The organism is Actinoplanes lobatus (assembly GCF_014205215.1).
Taxonomy (GTDB): domain Bacteria; phylum Actinomycetota; class Actinomycetes; order Mycobacteriales; family Micromonosporaceae; genus Actinoplanes; species Actinoplanes lobatus.
Map to the genome: position 1 here is coordinate 5,627,747 of NZ_JACHNC010000001.1, position 17,259 is coordinate 5,645,005.

Below are 17,259 nucleotides of genomic sequence, written 5' to 3' on the forward strand. Positions count from 1 at the left end.
GGGTACGCGCGGTCCGGTTGCGGTCGTAACGGTCTGGTCATCGTCGTGTGTCGATGATATGAACTCTGTGGGCGCTGTGGGAGCGCTCCCAGAGTGAGGAGACGTTACATGCGTGAACATCGGCGCCGCTGGGCAACCGGCATCGTGACCGCTGTCGCGGCCGTCATGACGGCACTCGGCGCGACGGCCGGCCCCGCCGCGGCGGACGCCGCCGGGAGCGCAGGAGTCGCCACCGGCTACTCGCACACCTGCGCGATCCCGGCTGGCGGCAGCCTCTGGTGCTGGGGTGGCAACGGGCGCGGCCAACTCGGCAACGGCACCACGACGGCCAGCACCACCCCGGTACGCGTCGGCACCGCCACCGACTGGACCGCCATCGACGCCGGACCCTCGTTCAACTGCGCCCTGCGTGCCGACGGCGGCCTGTGGTGCTGGGGCAACAACCTGCGCGGCCAGCTCGGCGACGGCACCACCACCAACCGTCCCACCCCGGTACGGGTCGGCACGGCGGCGTGGAGCACCGTGAGCGCCGGCGACAGCCACACGTGCGGTGTCCGGACCGACGGCACCCTCTGGTGCTGGGGCTTCAACCGGCTCGGCCAGCTCGGCACCGGAAGCAACTACTACGAGACCGCCCCGGTGCAGGTCGGCACCGCCACCACCTGGGCAGACGTCACCGCCGGGTACGGCCACAGCTGCGCCACCCGTACCGACGGCAGCCTGTGGTGCTGGGGTGACGGCACGACCGGCCAGCTCGGCATCGGCGTCCTCAGCTACCGCACCACCCCGGAGCGGGTCGGCACCGAGACCAGCTGGAACGGGGTGACCGCGGGGTACGGCTTCACCTGCGGGACCCGTACCGACGGCAGCCTGTGGTGCTGGGGCGAGAACGGGTACGGCCAGCTCGGCAACACCGGCAGCTACCAGACCACCCCGACCCGGGTCGGCGCCGGCACCACCTGGGCACGGGTCGCCGCCGGTGACAGTTCCGTCTGCGCGGTGCGTACCGACGGCAGCCTGTGGTGCTGGGGCAACAACGCGAACGGCCAGCTGGGCGACGGCACCACCACGCACCGGTCCGCGCCCGTACGGGTCGGCGACGCCGTCACCTGGAGCAGCGACGTCGCCGTCAACTACCACGGGTGCGGGGTGCGTACCGACGACAGCCTGTGGTGCTGGGGCGGCAACGGCTCCGGCCAGCTCGGCGACGGCACCACCACGCCGCGGACCAGCCCGGCGCAGGTGACGCTGTAGGTCAGCGCAACCGGGAGCGGAACTCGGCGAGCGTCAGCACCGCCGCGTTCCGCTCCTCCACCGGGAAGACCGCGATGTCGGCGTCGTCCTCCTCCAACTGCGGCAGCCATTCGCGCAGGAACACGTCGGCCGGGATGCGGATGGCGTGCTCGCCGTCGACCTCGCCCTCGTTCTCCAGCCGGGCGACCGTCGCGTACGGCCAGATCGGCAGCAGGTTGCGCCGCCGGGCGTCCTCGGTGAACAGGACGTCACCCTCGTCGCCCCACACCCACAGGGCGCCCCGGTCCGCGATGGCCTCGAACGTCCGGGCCACCCGGGCCGTCTCGTCCAGCCCGCGCAGCTGCTCCGCCTCAGGGCGGGGAATGTCATCCGATGTCACCCGGCGATGCTATGGCACCCGCCCAGCGCGCCCACCAACTGGGCCGCGGTCTTCGCGTGTTTCGCGTAGGCCTCCGGGAACGCCGACACCTGCACCGCCTGGGCCGCCTCGGTGAGCCGCATCTCCTGCCAGCCGTCGACGGTGAGCAGGCGGTCGTAGAACTTCCCGGTCTGGTACGCCGGGTCGGTGAGCTGCCGCGGCGTGCCCCACCCCTGGCTGGGCCGCTGCTGGAACAGGCCGATCGAGTCACGGTCGCCGCCCGGCAGATTGCGCAGCCGGGACTCCTGCAGCGCGGTCGCCACCGCGATGACCAGCGCCTCCTCCGGCACCCGCCGCTCGCTGCCGATGGTGACGATGAGGCGCGCGTTGGCGAGCTGCTCGTCGGTCCAGTGGCCGAGCGCCGACGGTGTGGGGGAGGGCGCGCAGTTCTCGTCGGCGCGTACCAGCGGGCTGATCAGAAAGGCGGCGATCACGGCGACCGCGGTCACGAACAACATGCGCACGACGGGGAACGATATCGAAGACCATCGTGGCCCTCACCGCCGGAGCACGAAATCCTCGTACGCCTGGAGAAGCAGGCCGTGGAAGTGGTGCACGCCGTGTTCGGAGAGACCGGGCGCCTCCGGGTCGTACACGATCCGTCCCTGATCGAAAGCGGGCGTCGCCATGCCACGCTGGACGCTCTCCACGATCGCGATGTCCTGCTGCTGGAGCACCTCGTCGATGTAGCGGACCGCCTCGGCCTCGGCCCCGTCCAGCTCGGGCGTCTCGAAGTAGAAGTCCCACGTCTCGAGCGTCCGGTCCGGCCCGGCCGGAATCACCTGCAATACCATGAAATTGCCACGCCCCGGATACCGCAGCAGGCACGTGTTCGGCCACAGCCACCACACCGCGTGCTGGGTCACCGAGGCGCCGGCCACGTTGTACGCCGGATTGTCCGCCCGCCCCGCCTCGGCGAAATGGCTGGACCAGATGCCGTGCGTGCGCACCTCGTAGGTGTCCATGTCGACCAGCGCCACGAACTCGCGGTGCGCGACATGACAGTGGTAGCACTCCAGGAAGTTGTCGATGACGTTCTTCCAGTTGGACCGGATGTCGTAGGTGAGCCGCTTCGCGAACGTCAGCGACGCGACGTCCGGCGCCCACCGGGCGATCTCGGCGGCCAGGTCCGGCGCCTGTTCGGCCAGCGGCGCGGCGTCCGGATCCAGGTTGACGTAGACGAAACCGCCGAACTCCTCGGCCCGGATCCGGTCCAGGCGGATCTCTCCGGGATCGAAACCCCGCATCCGGTCGGTCTTTCGGGCCCGGCGCAGGCCGCCGTCGAGGTCATAGACCCAAGCATGGTACGGGCAGACGATGCTTTTCGTGACGCCCGAGCCGGACAGCAGCTCATGGGCCCGGTGCTTGCACACGTTGTAGAAGGCGCGCAGGGTGCCGCCGGAGTCGCGGACCACGGCGACCGGCATCCCGGCCACCGTCGCCGCCACATAACTGCCCGGCGCCCGCAGCTTTTCCACGTGACAGACCCACTGCCAGGTGCGGGCGAAAACGGCCCGTTGTTCGAGATCCAGCCACTTCGGGTCGAGGTACGCCTCGGCCCGCAGCGACATCGACCGCCCGGGATCGGTGTCGTACCCGGATCCGATGTCCTTGACGTCCCGCCCATCGACATTGGTCATGATCCGAACGTTAGGGCCGCCCGATGCCGCCGTTCAAGAGGCGTCTGATTTGCTGATCACCATGCGCAGCACCGCCGAGTTCGACGCCTTCGGGCCCTGGATCGACGAGGTCACCGACGTCGACGGCCTGCCCCGCCTCTACCGGGACTCCGGCCTCGATCCGCGGGCCCACCGGCTGGTCCTGAAAGTGCCGCGCGACATCGAGCGCCGCAACGCCAACCCGCACATGCATCTGTACGACTACGTGATCGCGGTCGGCGACGAGATCCTCACCGTTCTCATCCGGCACGAGGACACCTACCGCACCGCCCGCATCCCGTTCGACCGGATCGCCGCCATCCGGGACAGTGTGCGCCTGCTCAACGGCCAGTTGACGATTCACACGCTGGACGGGCCGGCGCTGACCGTCCCGTACAACGGCTCGGCCGGCGGCCCGGTCCGCGACCTGATCCGGCTGCTCCGCGAGGTGTACCTGCCGGCCGGGCCGCCCGGTCCGGACGACCCGTACCGCGTCGATCCGCACGTCGGCCCGGAGGACATCGGACTGCTCACCGACTACCGGCGGCTGATCGCCCGGGAACCGGGGATGCGGCTGCTCAACGTCTCCTACCGGCAGCATCTGCGCCACCGGATGCGGCTGGTGGCCATGCCGCCCTCGATCGTCGTCGGCGACGACCGCGAGTGGCAGATCATCCACCGCCGGGACTGGTTCACCGGCCCCGGCGACGACCTCTCGCTGGCCCGCACCGTCCTGCCCCTGGCCCGGATCGGCAACCTCTGGGCCCGGCCGCACGAGCGCTACCAGCACGTGCACGTCATCACGGCGGAGTCCGGCGCCACCACTCTCGAGATCCCGGTCGTCCCCGGCCCGTTCAGCGAGGCCCTCCTCCCGCCGGCGAGGTGAGGCCGAGCAGGGCGGCGAGCTCGCGCCACCGGGGGAGGGTCGGGGCGGCACCGTCCCCATATCCGCATGCGTCGATGCTGCCCCCATGGGCGGCCGCCACGTTCCGCCCGGGCGTTCCCGGTGAAACGCCTGTCGGTGCGGTTGCGCTGGTGGAGACTAGGAATGCCACCGGTCGCGGCGCGACTGGGCGGGCGTCCGTGCTCCAGCGGAGATCTCGCTACGGACGGTGATCCTCATGGTCATGCAGGGCAGGAAACGAACCGGGAAGAGGCATGACGAGGGCATCCTGTCGTCGGTCGTGAGTTCCACGGCGGACGCCATCATCGGCTGCAACACGCAGGGGCGGATCACCGCATGGAATCCGGCGGCCGAGCGGATCTACGGCTACCGCTGCGACGAGGCCCGACGCCGGCCGGTGACGATGTTGTACCCGGCCGACGTCGCCGAGCGTGACTGGCAGATCTTCCAGAAGGCCCTCCGGGGCACCCCCACGGCGCAGGTGCGGACCGTACGGCTGCACAAGGACGGCACGCGCGTACCGGTCCGGATGTCGTTCGCGCCGATCGAGGGCACCGACGGGTCGGTACGCGGCGTGGTCAGCGTCGCCCACGAGCTGACCGACGAGATCCGGTCGGAGGCCCGGATGACGGCGCTGCTGGAGGCGACCCCGGACGCGATCGTCGGCGTCGACCCCGGCGGGCGGATCGTGTTCGCCAACCGGTCCTGCGAACGGCTGCTGGGGTACCGGCCGGAGGAGCTGACCGGCCGGCAGGCGGAGATGCTCTTCGCCCAGGACGCCCGCGCCGACATGATCGAGCTGTGTGAGCGCCTGTTCGCCGATCCCCGGCTGCGCGACCGCACCCGGACGCTGACCACCCGGCTGCGGCGCCGGGACGGCACCGAGTTGCCCGGCGAGACGACGCTGAGCTGGCGGGAGGAGCCCGGCGGGCCGCTGCTCATCGCGGCGACCCGCGACCTGACCGAGCAGCACCGGGCGGAGGACAAGCTGCGGGCGCTGCTCGAGGCGGTGCCGGAGGCGATCACCGGGGTCTCGCTCGACGGCCGGATCGTGATGGCCAACCGGGGCACCGAGAGGCTGCTCGGCTACTCCCGGGAGGAGTTGCTGAACGAGCCCTACGACCGGCTTCTGCCCGGGTACGAGCGGGAGCGCGTCGCCCGGATGGTGGCCGGCCTGTTCGAGTCCGAGCTGCCGTCGACCGTGGTCTACGTCGACATCCTCCGGGCCGACGGGACCCTGGTGCCCACCGAGAGCACGGTGTCCCGGTTCGACGGCGGCGGCGAGCGCATGCTGCTGGTCGCCGGCCGCGACATCACCGACCGGGTGGCGGCCGAACGGGAACGGGCCCGCCTCGCCGAGCAGGTGCAGCGGCAGCGGACCCAGCGGCTGGAGGCCCTCGGACAGCTGGCCGGCGGTGTCGCCCACGACTTCAACAACCTGCTCGCCGTCATTTCCAACTACACCGAGCTGCTCGGGGACGAGGTCACCGATCTGGCCCGGAGCGACCCGAAGCAGTGGCAGCCGTTCGCCGACGACCTCGACCGGATCCGGAAGGCCGCCGAGCGGGGCGCCGCGCTCACCCAGCGGCTGCTCACCTTCAGCCGGCGGGACCTCAGCCGGCCACGGGTGCTGGAACCCGGCGCCGTCCTGGACCGGCTGCTGCCGTCGCTGCGCACCGCGGTCGGTGAGGGCCACGAACTGCGGCTGACCGCCGTACCCGAGTTGTGGCCGGTCCTGCTCGATCCCGGGCAACTCGACCAGCTGCTGGTCAACCTGGCGATCAACGCCCGGGACGCGATGCCCGGCGGCGGCCCGGTGGTCATCGACGCCGACAACCTCCGGTTCGACGGTGACGACCCCGGCTATCAACCGCCACCCGAGACCGGGCGCCGCTACCTGCGCCTGCGGGTCACCGACACCGGCGTCGGCATGTCCGCCGACGTGGCGGCGCGCGCCTTCGAACCGTTCTTCACCACCAAGACCAAGAACCCGGGTACGGGACTCGGGCTGGCCGCCGTCTACGGGATCGTGGGCCAGGCCGGCGGCTGCCTGGCCGTGACGTCGATTCCCGGCGCCGGCACCACCATGACGGTCCTGCTGCCGGCCACCGACGAGGCGTACAGCGACCCGGCGGACGAGATCGTCCCCGACGACGGCGGCCCGGACGGCGGCGAGCCGGGGCGGTACCACGTCATCCTGCTCGCCGACGACGAGGAGGGCGTCCGCGAGTCCACCGCCCGGGCGCTCTCCCGCCACGGCTACCGTGTCCTGACCGCCCCCGACGGCCCGGCCGCGCTGACCCTGGCGCACCAGCACCGCGACGAGATCGACGTGCTGCTCACCGACGTGATCATGCCGAGGATGCACGGCGGCGAGCTGGCCCAGCGGGTGGTCGAGCTGATCCCGGACATCCGGGTGATCTACATGTCCGGGTACGCCGAGCCGCTGCTCGACGTCGCGCCCGCCGGCTCCACGGCCACCCCGCTGCTGGAGAAGCCGTTCGCCATCGCCGAGCTGCTGCGCACCCTGCGCCCCGGCCCGATTCGCTCCGACGGCAGGGGAACCGGTATGCACGTCACGTGACAGACGGATCTTCGATCGGGCGCGCCGGGCAGCGAATGGCCGTCGCCACCCTCGCCTCGCGGGTCGCCGGGTTCCTGCGGATCCTGGTGCTCGCCGCCGCGCTGGGGCTGGGCGGCCGGCTGCTCGACACGTACAACCTGGCCAACACCGTGCCGAACGCCGTCTACGAGCTGATCGTCGGCGGCACCATGGCCAGCATCGTGGTACCGCTGCTCACCCGGGCGGCGCTGCGCGAACCCGACGGCGGGGTGCTCTACGCGCAGCGGCTGCTGTCCCTGATCGTGTACGTGCTCGGCGCGGTCACCGTACTGGCCGTGGTCGCCGCACCGCTGCTGATCGACCTGTACGCCCCCGGCTTCACCCCCGATCAGCGGGACCTGGCCATCGTGTTCAGCCGGTTCTTCCTCCCGCAGATCCTCTTCTACGGTGTCAGCGCGACCACCGGCGCCATCCTCAACATCCGCGGCCGGTTCGCCACCGGAGCCTGGGCGCCCCTGGTGAACAGCGTCATCGTCATCGCGGTGGGGCTCGTCTACCTGGCGATCGGCGGCGCCACCGGCACCGGCCTGACCACCGGGGAATTGCTGCTGCTCGCGGTCGGCACGACGGCCGGGGTGTTCGCGCAGGCGCTGCTCGTGGTGTGGGCGCTGCGCCGCAGCGGCTTCCCGATCCGGCTGCACCTGGACCCGCGCGGCATCGCCATCCGGCGGATCGGGAAGCTCGGCGTGTGGGTGCTGGTGGCGGTCGTCGCCTCACAGACGCTCACCGCGGCGGCGACCCGGGCCGCGTCCTGGGGCGGCGCGGGCGGCATCACCGCCTTCCAGAACGCGAGCGCCGTCTACCTCGTGCCGTTCGCGGTCATCGCGGTGTCGGTGATGACCGCCATGCTGCCCCGGCTCAGCGAGTACGCGGCACGCGGCGAACACCAGCGGGTCACCGTCGGGCTGTCCCGGGCGGTGCGCACCGCCCTGGTGGTGATGGCGCCGATCGCGGCCGCCTTCGTGCTGCTCGGCCCGACCGTCGCGGTGGTGCTGTTCGACCACGGCAACAGCGATCCGGCGACGGTCCGGGTGCTGGGCCTGGTCCTGACCTCGTTCGGGCTCACCCTGGTGCCGTTCACCAGCTACATGATCCTCCAGCGTGGCCTGTACGCCCTCCAGGACACCCGGACGTCGGCGCTGATCACGGCGCTGGTCGCCGCGGTCGGGGTGGCCGGATGCGCCGTCGCCGGGGCGGTGCTGCCGAAACGGGACATCGTCATCGGCATCCCGGTGGCGTACGCGGTCGCCTACCTGGCCGGGCTCATCGTGACCGCCCTCGTGCTGCGCCGGCGGCTCGGCCACATCGACGGGTGGCGCCTCGTCCGTACCCATCTGCGGGTTCTGGCGGCGACCGCGGCCGGCGCGGGATGCGCCGGCCTGGTCCTCTGGGTCACCGGCCCGGCCTCCTGGACGGGCGCCCTGCTCACCCTGCTGGGCGCGGTGGCCGCGGGTGGCGCCGGCTACCTGCTCGCCGGGCGGCTGATGCGCCTCGCCGAGCTGCGGCACCTGCTGAACACCGCGCTGCCGGGCCTGCGGACCTGGTGAGCTACTTCGTCGGCGGCGCCGCGTCGGTGGTGGTCTGCTCCAGCACGACGCTGTAGCCGATGAGGTCGCCCGGCCGCAGCCGCGAGGTCGTGCCGCCCGGCTTCACCACCCGGGACTCCTGGCCGAGCGCCCGGCCGGTGGCGGTGTCGATGATGAAGCGGCGCTCGATCGCGCCGGTGAACGCGCTCTGCGCGGTGAACGCGAAGCCCTCACCCGTCCGGCCGTGCTGGTCGGCCACCACCCCCAGGGAGCGGGTGCCGGGCAGGTCGGCGATCAGGCGGAAGGCCGCCGCCCGGACCGGTCCGCTGACCGGGACGTCGGTGATCAGGCCGGAGGCGACGTTCAGCAGCCACTGGTCGCGGTCGGTGGGCATGTCGCCGCCACCGCCGTCGAAGTGCTTCAGCAGCGCGGCCCGCAGCGCGGCCGGCTCGGTCGGCAGCTTCTCCAGATCGCGGACGGGGAGGAACGCGTACACGTCCGCGTCACTGGTCGACACCCTTCGCGGTCCGGCGCCGGTGCCGACCGGTGATCCCGGCCCCACCTCGCCGTTCGGCAGGGGCTTGCCGACCAGCACCGTCGCGGGGGAGCCGGCGGCCTGCCAGGCGGCCTCGTCGGCGGGGGTCAGCGGGGTCAGGCCGAGCGTCTGGGAGACCACCCGGGTGGGCTCGTCGCCGGCGCGGGCCAGCCAGGTCTCGTCCGACGACTTCGCCGTCATCCGGAAGGTCGCGGTGCCGGAACCCACCGTGAGCACCGACCCGTTCTCGTGCCGGAACAGCAGGTACCTCCCGGAGCCGGGGGCCTCCTGGCTGCTGCGCTCGGCGGCGGCCAGCAGGATCTGCGACCCGGTCAGCCGGCCGGTCGCCTCGACCGAGGACCCGGATTCGGACGGCGCGGGCGTCGCGCCGCCGTTGACCACGACCACGGCCACGGCGGCGATCGCGGCGGCGGCCAGCGCCCCGGCCGGGATCAGCGCGGCGGCCCGGAACCGGCGGGGACGGGCCCCGGTGATCGGCTCGGTGCGCGGGGCGAAGGGGAGCGGCGGCGTGCCGGACGGGTCCAGCCGGGCCGGCCGGGCGTCGGCGAGGGACTTCATGACGTCGGTCTGCTTGCTCATCGGCTCGGCTCCTTGATGACGACCGGCTTGACGAGCGCCGGCTGGGGGGTGGTCGGTTCGCCGGCGGCCGCGACGGCGCGCTCGAGGCGGGTGCGGGCACGGTGCAGGCGTACGAGGAACGTCGCGGTGGAGCAGTTCACGACCCGGGCCGCCGCACGGGCGGACAGCCCGTCCCAGGCGGTGAGGGTCAGCACCTCCCGGTCGTTCTCGGAGAGCCGGGCGAGCGCCGCCAGGATCGCCGAGCGTTCGGCGACGCTGTCGGCGACGTCGGGGGTGTCGTCCGCCCACGCCAGCATCTCGGCGGCGAGGGCACGCTGCCGTTCCTCGTCGCGGTAGCGCTCGCGGATCACGTTGCGCGCGACGCCGAGCAGCCACGGCAGCGCGGCGCCGCCCGGCATGCTGCCGAACCGCCGCCAGGCCACGAGGAACGTGTCCGCCACCACCTCGTCGGCGTGCGGTCGCCCGGCCCGGGCGACCGCGTACGCGTAGACGCGGGGATGGTACTCGGCATACAGCGCGGTGAACTCCTGCGCATTCTCAGGGTCTGCCACTGATGGGCCGTCCTTAGGGAAGGGGTCCTGTCACCTGGTAATGCGCCGGGGAGCCGAATCCTTACAGCCGTTTCTCCCGCGACCGATTCGCCCACCGGCGCGACGGCCCGTGACTAGGCTCGGATCAACGACGAAAGCGGGTGTCATCGTGTTGTCGGACAGGTCCCGGCCGATCATCCAGGCCACGCTGCCGGTCGTCGCCGACCATATCTCGGAGATCGCCAGGCGGTTCTACGCGCACATGTTCGCCGAGCACCCGGAGTTCCAGGACGGGATGTTCAACCGCGGCAACCAGGCCGAGGGCTCCCAGCCGAAGGCGCTGGCCGGGTCGGTCGCCGTCTTCGCCACCAGGTTGCTGTCGCATCCGCCGAGGATCCCGGAGCGGCTGCTCACCCGGATCGCGCACAAGCACGCCTCGCTCGGCATCCGGCCCGACCAGTACGACATCGTCCGTGAGCACCTCATGTGGGCCATCGGCGACGTGCTCGGCGACGCCGTCACACCGGACGTCGCGGCCGCCTGGGACGAGGTGTACTGGCTGATGGCGTACGCGCTGATCCACCAGGAACGCGGCCTCTACAGCGCCCGCGGCGTCACCCCGGAACGGGTGTGGCGGCAGTGGCGGGTCGCCGCCAAGGAATGGGAGACCGACGACGTCGTGTCCTTCGTGATGCGGCGCGTCGACGACCGGCCGGTCAAGACGTCCCTGCCGGGCCAGTACATCACCCTCCTCGCGACCATGCCGGACGGCGTACGCCAGCCCCGGCAGTACAGCCTGACCCGCGCCGACGACGGCGAGCACCGCTACTTCGCGGTGAAGCGGGTGCACGGCGGCGGCAAACCCGACGGCGAGGTCTCCAACCTGCTGCACGACTCGGTCAATGTCGGTGACGAACTGACCATGAGCGTTCCGTACGGCGACGTGGTCCTGGACGACTCCGGACGGCCGGTCGTGTTCGCCAGCGCCGGCATCGGGGTCACGCCGATGGCCGGGATGCTGTCCCACCTGGTGGCCGCCGGCTCCCACCTGCACATCACGATGCTGCACGCCGACGCCGCCGAGTCCACCTTCCCGCTGCGCGCGCAGATCGTCGACGACCTGGCCCGGCTGCCCAAGTCCGCCCTGTACGTCTGGTACGAGCAGGACCAGCGCACCGACCTGCCGGTGACCGCCGCCTTCTCCGGCGCCATGAACCTGGACCAGGCCGACCTGCCCGAGGGCGCCGTCCACTACCTGTGCGGGCCGCTGCCGTTCCTCCAGTCGATCCGCAGCGCGCTGATCGACCGTGGCGTCCCGCCCCGCGACATCCAGTACGAGGTGTTCGGTCCCGACCTGTGGCAGGCCGACGCCGACTGAGGCGCCCGGCCTGACCGGTTAGGCTGTCCGGAGGTGTGCCGGGAAGTCTGGTCGGCGGGAGATTCACCGACCCTCGATCTGGAGGCCCCGTGCCCGACGACCCCAGCCCGTCCCCGATCGTGCTGAGCCGCGGGTCCTGGGCCGAGGCCCGCCGGATCGCCGACGTGCTCCGCAAGGAGACCGTCGGCGGCGTGCTGCTGCTGGCCGGCGCGCTGATCGCCCTGCTCTGGGCGAACTCCCCGTGGTCCGCCTCGTACGAGGCGCTGACCGGGTTCACCGTCGGCCCGCACGCCCTGCACCTCGACCTCACGTTGGCCACCTGGGCGGCCGACGGCCTTCTGGCGATCTTCTTCTTCGTCGCCGGTCTCGAGCTCAAACGCGAGTTCGTGGCCGGCGACCTGCGGGATCCGCGCCTGGCCGCGGTGCCGGTCGCCGCGGCCGTCGGCGGGGTGATCGCGCCCGCGGTCCTCTACCTGGCCGTCAACCACGGCGGCGCGACCGAGGGCTGGGCGATTCCGACCGCCACCGACATCGCCTTCGCGCTCGCCGTGCTCGCCGTCGTCGGCCGCAGCCTGCCCACCGCGATGCGCACCTTCCTGCTCACCCTCGCGGTGGTCGACGACCTGCTCGCCATCATGATCATCGCGGTGTTCTACACCGAGGACCTGGCGATCCTGCCGCTGCTCGGCGCGCTGGTGCCGCTCGGGCTGTTCACCTGGCTGGTGCAGCGCCGCGTCCGGAGGTGGTGGCTGCTGCTGCCGCTGGCGTTCGCCGTCTGGACGCTGGTGCACGCCTCCGGGGTGCACGCCACGGTGGCCGGTGTGCTGCTCGGCTTCGCCGTCCCGGTGCTCCCGGTCTCCGGCGAGCACGGTCTGGCCGAGCATTTCGAGCACCGGTTCCGGCCCCTCTCGGCCGGCGTCGCGGTGCCGATCTTCGCGCTCATGTCGGCCGGGGTGACCGTCGGCGGGCTGGACGGGCTCAGCGAGGCGCTGTCCGACCCGGCCGCGATCGGCATCATGGTGGGCCTGCTCGCCGGTAAGCCGATCGGCATCCTCGGCGCCACCTGGCTGACCGCCCGGTTCACCAGGGCCCGCTTCGCCGCCGGTTTCGCCCCGATCGACATGGCCGGCCTGGCCGTGCTCGCCGGCATCGGCTTCACCGTCTCGCTGCTGATCGCGGAGCTGGCGTTCGGCGCGGGCAGCGTCCGCGACGGCTACGCCAAGATCGCCGTGCTGGCCGGGTCGCTGGCGGCCGCCCTGGTGGCCGGTGTGCTGCTGCGGGTGCGTAACCGCGCCTACCGCCGCCTCCGGGCGGAGGAGCGGATCGACTCCGACGGCGACGACATCCCGGACGTCCACCAGCGCTGAACGACCGGGGGCTCAGGGCCGGGTCGGCCCTGAGCCCCGGTGGTTCAGCGGGCGATCATGGTCCGGTTGACCGGGGTCCGGCCCCGGCGGGCGAACCCCATGTTGGGCGGCCGGGTGGATCCGCCGCGGGTGACGACGACCACCTCGTCGGCGGAGATCCGGCGGTTGACGGTCCGGCGCAGGCCAGGATGCCGGGTCTCCCACGCCTGGCGTATCCGGACCGGCAGATGCAGGTCGCGCCACACACGGCGCAGCATCAACGGATTGATCAGATCTTCGACCTCGTTGCACTCGGCGGCCTCGCACAACACCTTCTCGTAGGCGTGCCGCAACTGGACCGGGTCGTCCAGGTCGTAGCGGCGGCGGCTGGCGTGCCCGCAGGCCATGTGGTGCGGCACCTCCAGCACCCCGAGGCTGCTGCCGTGCAGGTCGTCGATCCGGTCAGGGACAGCGGGAGCCCGGCTTGCGGCGCTGCGGTTCTTGCGTCCGTCCCGGGCGGCGACGTACGACATGCCTCCCAGGCTAGGCGCGCCGGAGCCGGTCGGCGGGCTAAATCGGTGGTGGAGCCGCAGGCCCCGTGCCAGGGTGGGAACCGTACCGGCATCCGACCCAACTCGACTTCGTCATTGCTGAACCGAGGAGTAAACCGATGCGAGCAGCTTCCACGCTCCGGACCCCGACCCGTCCCACCGTGGAGATCTGCTTTGTCATTGTTGAACCTCGGGATCGTCGCCCATGTTGATGCCGGCAAGACCAGCCTGACCGAGCGGCTGCTGTTCGAGGCCGGGGCGGTGTCCCGGCCGGGGAGCGTCGACGACGGCACCACCCGCACCGACTCGATGGAGCTGGAGCGCCGCCGCGGCATCACCATCCGGGCGGCCGTCACCTCGATCGACCTCGGCGACCTGACCGTCAACCTGCTCGACACCCCGGGCCACCCTGACTTCATCGCCGAGGTCGAGCGCTCGCTGGCGGTCCTCGACGCCGCCGTGCTCGTGGTGTCCGGCGTGGAGGGTGTGCAGCCGCAGACCGTCGCCATCTGGCGGGCGCTGCGCCGCATCGGCGTGCCCACGCTGTTCTTCGTCAACAAGGTCGACCGGCGCGGCTCCGACGTGGACCGGGTGCTCGGCCAGATCCGGCGACGGCTCGCCACCTGCCCGGTCATGCTCACCACCGTCACCGGGCAGGGCGGCCGCGACGCCCGGGTGCGGGCGCTGCGCCTCGACGCTGAACCGGTCGTGGCGGCGGTCGCCGAGGCCGACGACGTGATCGCCGGGCGGTGGCTGTCCGGCGAGCCGGTCCGGGCCCGCGACGTGCGCCGCGCCATCCGCCGGGCGGTCCGCCGCGCCGAGCTGGCTCCGGTGGCGTGCGGCTCGGCGATCACCGGCGCCGGCGTGCCGCAACTGCGTCATGTCCTCTCCGGTCTGCTGCCCCGCTGCGACGAACGGGACGGTCCGGTGGCGGGCACCGTGTTCGCCGTCGACCGCGACGCCCACGGGCGGCGGGCCTGGCTGCGGTTGTGGTCGGGTCGTCTGCGCGTACGCGATCGGGTCGCTCTGAACGGTGACCGGCCGCAGACGGTGACCGAGATCGCGGTGAGTGAGCCGGACGGGGTCCTGGTCCGGGCGTCGGCGTCGGCCGGCCAGATCGCGGCGGTGCGCGGGCTGTCGGCGCGGATCGGCCAGCACGTCGGCGATCCGCCGCGCCGCCACCTCTACCGGTTCCCGCCGCCGACCCGGCAGGCCCTGGTCGAGCCGGTCGATCCGGCGCAGCGGCTGGCGCTGTTCGCCGGGCTCGCCGACCTGGCCGACGAGGATCCGCTGGTCGACCTGCGGCTCGACGAGCACCGGTCGGAGGCGGTCATCCGGCTGCACGGCGAGGTGCAGAAGGAGGTGATCGCGTCGCTCCTGGAGGAGCGGTACGGCGTCCGCGTGCGCTTCTCCGGCACGCTGACCGCCTGCATCGAACGGGTGGTGGGCGAAGGCCACGCCGAGGACCGGATCCGGGAGCGCGGCAACCCGTACCTCGCCGGGGTGGGGTTGCGGGTCGAGGCCGCGCCGGTGGGGCACGGCGTCGAGTTCCGCCCGGGCATCGAGCCGGGCCGGCTGCCAACGGCGTTCATCGCGGCCACCGAGGAGGGCGTGCGGGCCGCGCTGCGGTACGGCCGGTTCGGCTGGCCGGTCACCGACTGCGTGATCACCATGACGTCGTCGCAGTACTGTCCCCGGCAGAGCCGGCCGCACCAGAAGTTCGACAGGTCGATCTCCTCGGTGGCGGCGGACTTCCGCAACCTCGCCCCGGTGGTGGTGACCGCCGCGCTGCGCGGGGCCGGCACCCGGGTGTGCCAGCCGGTCGAACGGTTCGACGTCAACCTGCCGCACGAGCAGGCCGACGCGGTGACCGCCCTGCTCGGCCGGCTGGGTGCGGCCATCGACGACACCGCGGACGCCGGCGGCTACCTGGAGGTCAGCGGCACCCTGCCGTCGTCACGGGTGCCGCGGATCGTGGCGGCGCTGCCCGACCTGACCGGCGGCGAGGCCGTGCTGACCGCCCGCTTCGACCACTACGCGCCGGTCACCGGGGAGGACCCGCCGGTCCTGCCCCGGCGCGGCCCCGATCCGGCCGACCGGCGGGAGTGGTTCCGGGCGGTGCCCCGGTAGGCGCCGTCAGCCGGCCAGCACCTCGTCCATGCCCTCGCCGCGCCAGGTGCGCAGCAGTTCGTGGAAGACGACCGGTCCCGGCCCGAAGGAGTGGTTCACGGGCCGGGGGCTGCCCTCGCCGTTGTAGTAGCCGGGCGTGCACTCGGCCTGGAACCGGTAGTTCTCCAGCGCGTGCTCCCGGATCGTGGCGGCCCACCGTTCCTCCGCCTCGGCGGTCGGCTCGATCCGCTTCGCGCCGCGCTCGCCCGCCTCGGCGACCACGGCACCGATGTGGGTGGCCTGCTCCTGGAGCACGTGGACGAAGTTGACCGCGGCCGCGTTCTGCAACGACCCGAGGTGGAACAGGTTCGGGAAGCCGTGGCTGTAGAAGCCGTGCAGCGTACGGGGACCGTTGCGCCAGTGCCCGAGCAGCGGCAGACCGTCGCGCCCGTACACCGGCAGGGTTCCGGAGACGACGCCGGAGATGCCGACCTCGAAGCCGGTGGCGAAGATGACGCAGTCCACCTCGTACTCCCGGTCGCCGACGACGACGGCGGACGGCGTCATCGCGGTGATGCCGCCGTGGTCCGCGGTGTCGACCAGGGTGACGTCCGGCCGGTTGAACGCCGGCAGGTAGTGGTCGCTGAAGCCGGGCCGCTTGCACATGTACCGGTACCAGGGCTGGAGGACCGCGGCGGTGACCGGGTCGTCGACCACCTCCTCGACGCGGGCGCGGATCTCGTCCATCTTGCGGAAGTCGGCCAGTTCGTCGAGGTGGTCGCGTTCCTCGGCGGAGATGTTCGGGTCCAGTGATCCGGTCAGCATCTGCCGCTGGAGTCGGGCCGTGGCGGTCCAGCCGTCGCCGATCAGATCCTGTTCGGTGTGGCCGCCGGTGACGACGGTCAGGAAGTTCTCCATCCGCTCCCGCTGCCAGCCCGGCTCCAGTGTGGCGGCCCACTCCGGGTCGATCGGCCGGTTGTCGCGGACGTCGACCGACGACGGGGTGCGCTGGAAGACGTACAGGTGGCCGGCGGCCTCGGCCAGGTGCGGAACCACCTGGATGGCGGTGGCGCCGGTGCCGACCACGGCCACCCGGCGGCCGGCCAGCCCCGACAGGTCGTCGCCGGTGTAGCCGTGGTCCCAGCGGCTGGTGTGGAAGGTGTGCCCGGCGAACGTCTCGATCCCGGGGATGCCGGGAAGTTTCGGCTGGGTCAGGGTGCCGGAGGAGACGACCACGTAACGGGCACGGAACTCGTCGCCGCGGTCGGTCGTCACGGTCCACTCGCAGGCGTCGTCGTCCCACCGCAGCTCGGTCACGCGGGTGTGGAACATCGTGTCGTCGTACAGGTCGTACCGTTGCGCGATGGCGACGCAGTGCCGCCGGATCTCCTCGCCCGGGGCGTACCGCCACTTCGGGACGTAGCCGACCTCTTCCAGCAGCGGCATGTAGACCGTGGACTCGATGTCGCAGTGGACGCCGGGATACCGGTTCCAGTACCAGGTGCCGCCGAAGTCCCCGGCCTCGTCGATCATCCGGATCCGCTGGACCCCGGCCTCGCGCAGCTTCGCGCCGGTGAGCAGACCCCCGAAGCCGCCACCGACGACCACGGCCTCCACCCGGTCGTTTTTCGGCTCCCGGACCGCGAACGGCGTGTAGGGGTCTTTGGCGTAGTAGCCGAACTCGCCGGCCGCCCGCCGGTACCGGGTCGCTGCGTCCGGGCGGATCCGGCGGTCGCGTTCGGCCCGGTAGCGCGCCCGCAGCGCGTCGAGCTCCGCGGGCCGGTAGCGGTGGGGGATGTGAGACATGAGGTGGATTTTAAATCAGCT

The 17,259-nt window shown here is 72.2% G+C and carries 14 protein-coding genes; 7 read left to right on the forward strand and 7 right to left on the reverse strand.

From position 1 onward, the window contains the following. Positions 1–108: 108 nt before the first annotated feature. The gene (locus tag BJ964_RS25770; RefSeq protein ID WP_407650816.1) at positions 109–1,254 is read left to right on the forward strand and encodes an RCC1 domain-containing protein; all 1,146 of its coding nucleotides are present in this window, start codon (positions 109–111) and stop codon (positions 1,252–1,254) included. 1 nt (position 1,255) lies between these two features. Here the strand turns inward: BJ964_RS25770 and BJ964_RS25775 are convergent, their stop codons facing one another. The 3 genes from BJ964_RS25775 to BJ964_RS25785 are packed head-to-tail and all read right to left on the reverse strand — an operon-like array spanning position 1,256 to position 3,312. Continuing rightward, positions 1,256–1,633, reverse strand: a complete 378-nt coding sequence (locus BJ964_RS25775) for a DUF2750 domain-containing protein (protein ID WP_188123083.1) — start codon at positions 1,631–1,633, stop codon at positions 1,256–1,258. Next, positions 1,630–2,130, reverse strand: a complete 501-nt coding sequence (locus BJ964_RS25780; protein ID WP_223150550.1) for a peptidase M23 — start codon at positions 2,128–2,130, stop codon at positions 1,630–1,632. The genes BJ964_RS25775 and BJ964_RS25780 overlap by 4 nt, the downstream gene beginning before the upstream one ends. 39 nt (positions 2,131–2,169) lie before the next feature. Then, on the reverse strand, positions 2,170–3,312 hold the full coding sequence (locus BJ964_RS25785; RefSeq protein ID WP_203832729.1) for an aromatic ring-hydroxylating oxygenase subunit alpha: 1,143 nt from the start codon (positions 3,310–3,312) through the stop codon (positions 2,170–2,172). Between the two features lie 61 nt (positions 3,313–3,373). Between BJ964_RS25785 and BJ964_RS25790 the strand changes: the two genes are divergently transcribed. From BJ964_RS25790 to murJ, 3 genes are all read left to right on the forward strand, one after another. Next, positions 3,374–4,216, forward strand: coding sequence for a hypothetical protein (locus BJ964_RS25790; RefSeq protein WP_188123085.1), 843 nt, complete (start codon positions 3,374–3,376; stop codon positions 4,214–4,216). Between the two features lie 241 nt (positions 4,217–4,457). Next, positions 4,458–6,818, forward strand: a complete 2,361-nt coding sequence (locus tag BJ964_RS25795) for a PAS domain-containing hybrid sensor histidine kinase/response regulator (protein ID WP_262479364.1) — start codon at positions 4,458–4,460, stop codon at positions 6,816–6,818. A gap of 35 nt (positions 6,819–6,853) precedes the next feature. Further along, complete coding sequence (gene murJ, locus BJ964_RS25800) at positions 6,854–8,404, forward strand: murein biosynthesis integral membrane protein MurJ (protein WP_188127163.1); 1,551 nt, start codon at positions 6,854–6,856, stop codon at positions 8,402–8,404. Position 8,405: 1 nt separating this feature from the next. Here the strand turns inward: murJ and BJ964_RS25805 are convergent, their stop codons facing one another. Further along, positions 8,406–9,518, reverse strand: a complete 1,113-nt coding sequence (locus BJ964_RS25805; protein WP_188123087.1) for a CU044_5270 family protein — start codon at positions 9,516–9,518, stop codon at positions 8,406–8,408. Then, positions 9,515–10,069: an RNA polymerase sigma factor gene (locus tag BJ964_RS25810; protein ID WP_203832730.1), complete on the reverse strand. Its 555-nt coding sequence runs from the start codon at positions 10,067–10,069 to the stop codon at positions 9,515–9,517. Before BJ964_RS25810 ends, BJ964_RS25805 begins: the two co-directional genes overlap by 4 nt. A gap of 148 nt (positions 10,070–10,217) precedes the next feature. On the opposite strand from BJ964_RS25810, the gene BJ964_RS25815 reads away from it, so the two are divergent. Together BJ964_RS25815 and nhaA are read left to right on the forward strand one after the other, a co-directional pair. Further along, entirely contained in the window at positions 10,218–11,426 is a 1,209-nt protein-coding gene (locus BJ964_RS25815; RefSeq protein ID WP_188123088.1) for a globin domain-containing protein, read from the forward strand. A gap of 89 nt (positions 11,427–11,515) precedes the next feature. After that, a complete protein-coding gene (gene nhaA, locus BJ964_RS25820; RefSeq protein ID WP_188123089.1) occupies positions 11,516–12,793 on the forward strand; it encodes a Na+/H+ antiporter NhaA in 1,278 nt (425 codons plus the stop codon). 44 nt (positions 12,794–12,837) lie between these two features. Here the strand turns inward: nhaA and BJ964_RS25825 are convergent, their stop codons facing one another. After that, positions 12,838–13,305, reverse strand: a complete 468-nt coding sequence (locus BJ964_RS25825) for a hypothetical protein (RefSeq protein ID WP_188123090.1) — start codon at positions 13,303–13,305, stop codon at positions 12,838–12,840. 192 nt (positions 13,306–13,497) lie between these two features. Here BJ964_RS25825 and BJ964_RS25830 point away from each other — a divergent pair, with 192 nt between their 5' ends. Continuing rightward, positions 13,498–15,453: an elongation factor G gene (locus BJ964_RS25830; protein ID WP_188123091.1), complete on the forward strand. Its 1,956-nt coding sequence runs from the start codon at positions 13,498–13,500 to the stop codon at positions 15,451–15,453. 6 nt (positions 15,454–15,459) lie between these two features. Here the strand turns inward: BJ964_RS25830 and BJ964_RS25835 are convergent, their stop codons facing one another. Next, positions 15,460–17,238, reverse strand: a complete 1,779-nt coding sequence (locus BJ964_RS25835) for a flavin-containing monooxygenase (protein WP_188123092.1) — start codon at positions 17,236–17,238, stop codon at positions 15,460–15,462. Between the last annotated feature and the right edge of the window lie 21 nt (positions 17,239–17,259).

What these genes read in the sequence shown, in the direction of transcription:
- BJ964_RS25770 (WP_407650816.1), top strand. Translation starts at nt 109, where the DNA reads ATGCGTGAACATCGGCGCCGCTGGGCAACCGGCATCGTGACCGCTGTC.
- BJ964_RS25780 (WP_223150550.1), bottom strand. Translation starts at nt 2,130, where the DNA reads ATGTTGTTCGTGACCGCGGTCGCCGTGATCGCCGCCTTTCTGATCAGC.
- BJ964_RS25785 (WP_203832729.1), bottom strand. Translation starts at nt 3,312, where the DNA reads ATGACCAATGTCGATGGGCGGGACGTCAAGGACATCGGATCCGGGTAC.
- BJ964_RS25790 (WP_188123085.1), top strand. Translation starts at nt 3,374, where the DNA reads ATGCGCAGCACCGCCGAGTTCGACGCCTTCGGGCCCTGGATCGACGAG.
- BJ964_RS25795 (WP_262479364.1), top strand. Translation starts at nt 4,458, where the DNA reads ATGCAGGGCAGGAAACGAACCGGGAAGAGGCATGACGAGGGCATCCTG.
- murJ (WP_188127163.1), top strand. Translation starts at nt 6,854, where the DNA reads ATGGCCGTCGCCACCCTCGCCTCGCGGGTCGCCGGGTTCCTGCGGATC.
- BJ964_RS25805 (WP_188123087.1), bottom strand. Translation starts at nt 9,518, where the DNA reads ATGAGCAAGCAGACCGACGTCATGAAGTCCCTCGCCGACGCCCGGCCG.
- BJ964_RS25825 (WP_188123090.1), bottom strand. Translation starts at nt 13,305, where the DNA reads ATGTCGTACGTCGCCGCCCGGGACGGACGCAAGAACCGCAGCGCCGCA.
- BJ964_RS25835 (WP_188123092.1), bottom strand. Translation starts at nt 17,238, where the DNA reads ATGTCTCACATCCCCCACCGCTACCGGCCCGCGGAGCTCGACGCGCTG.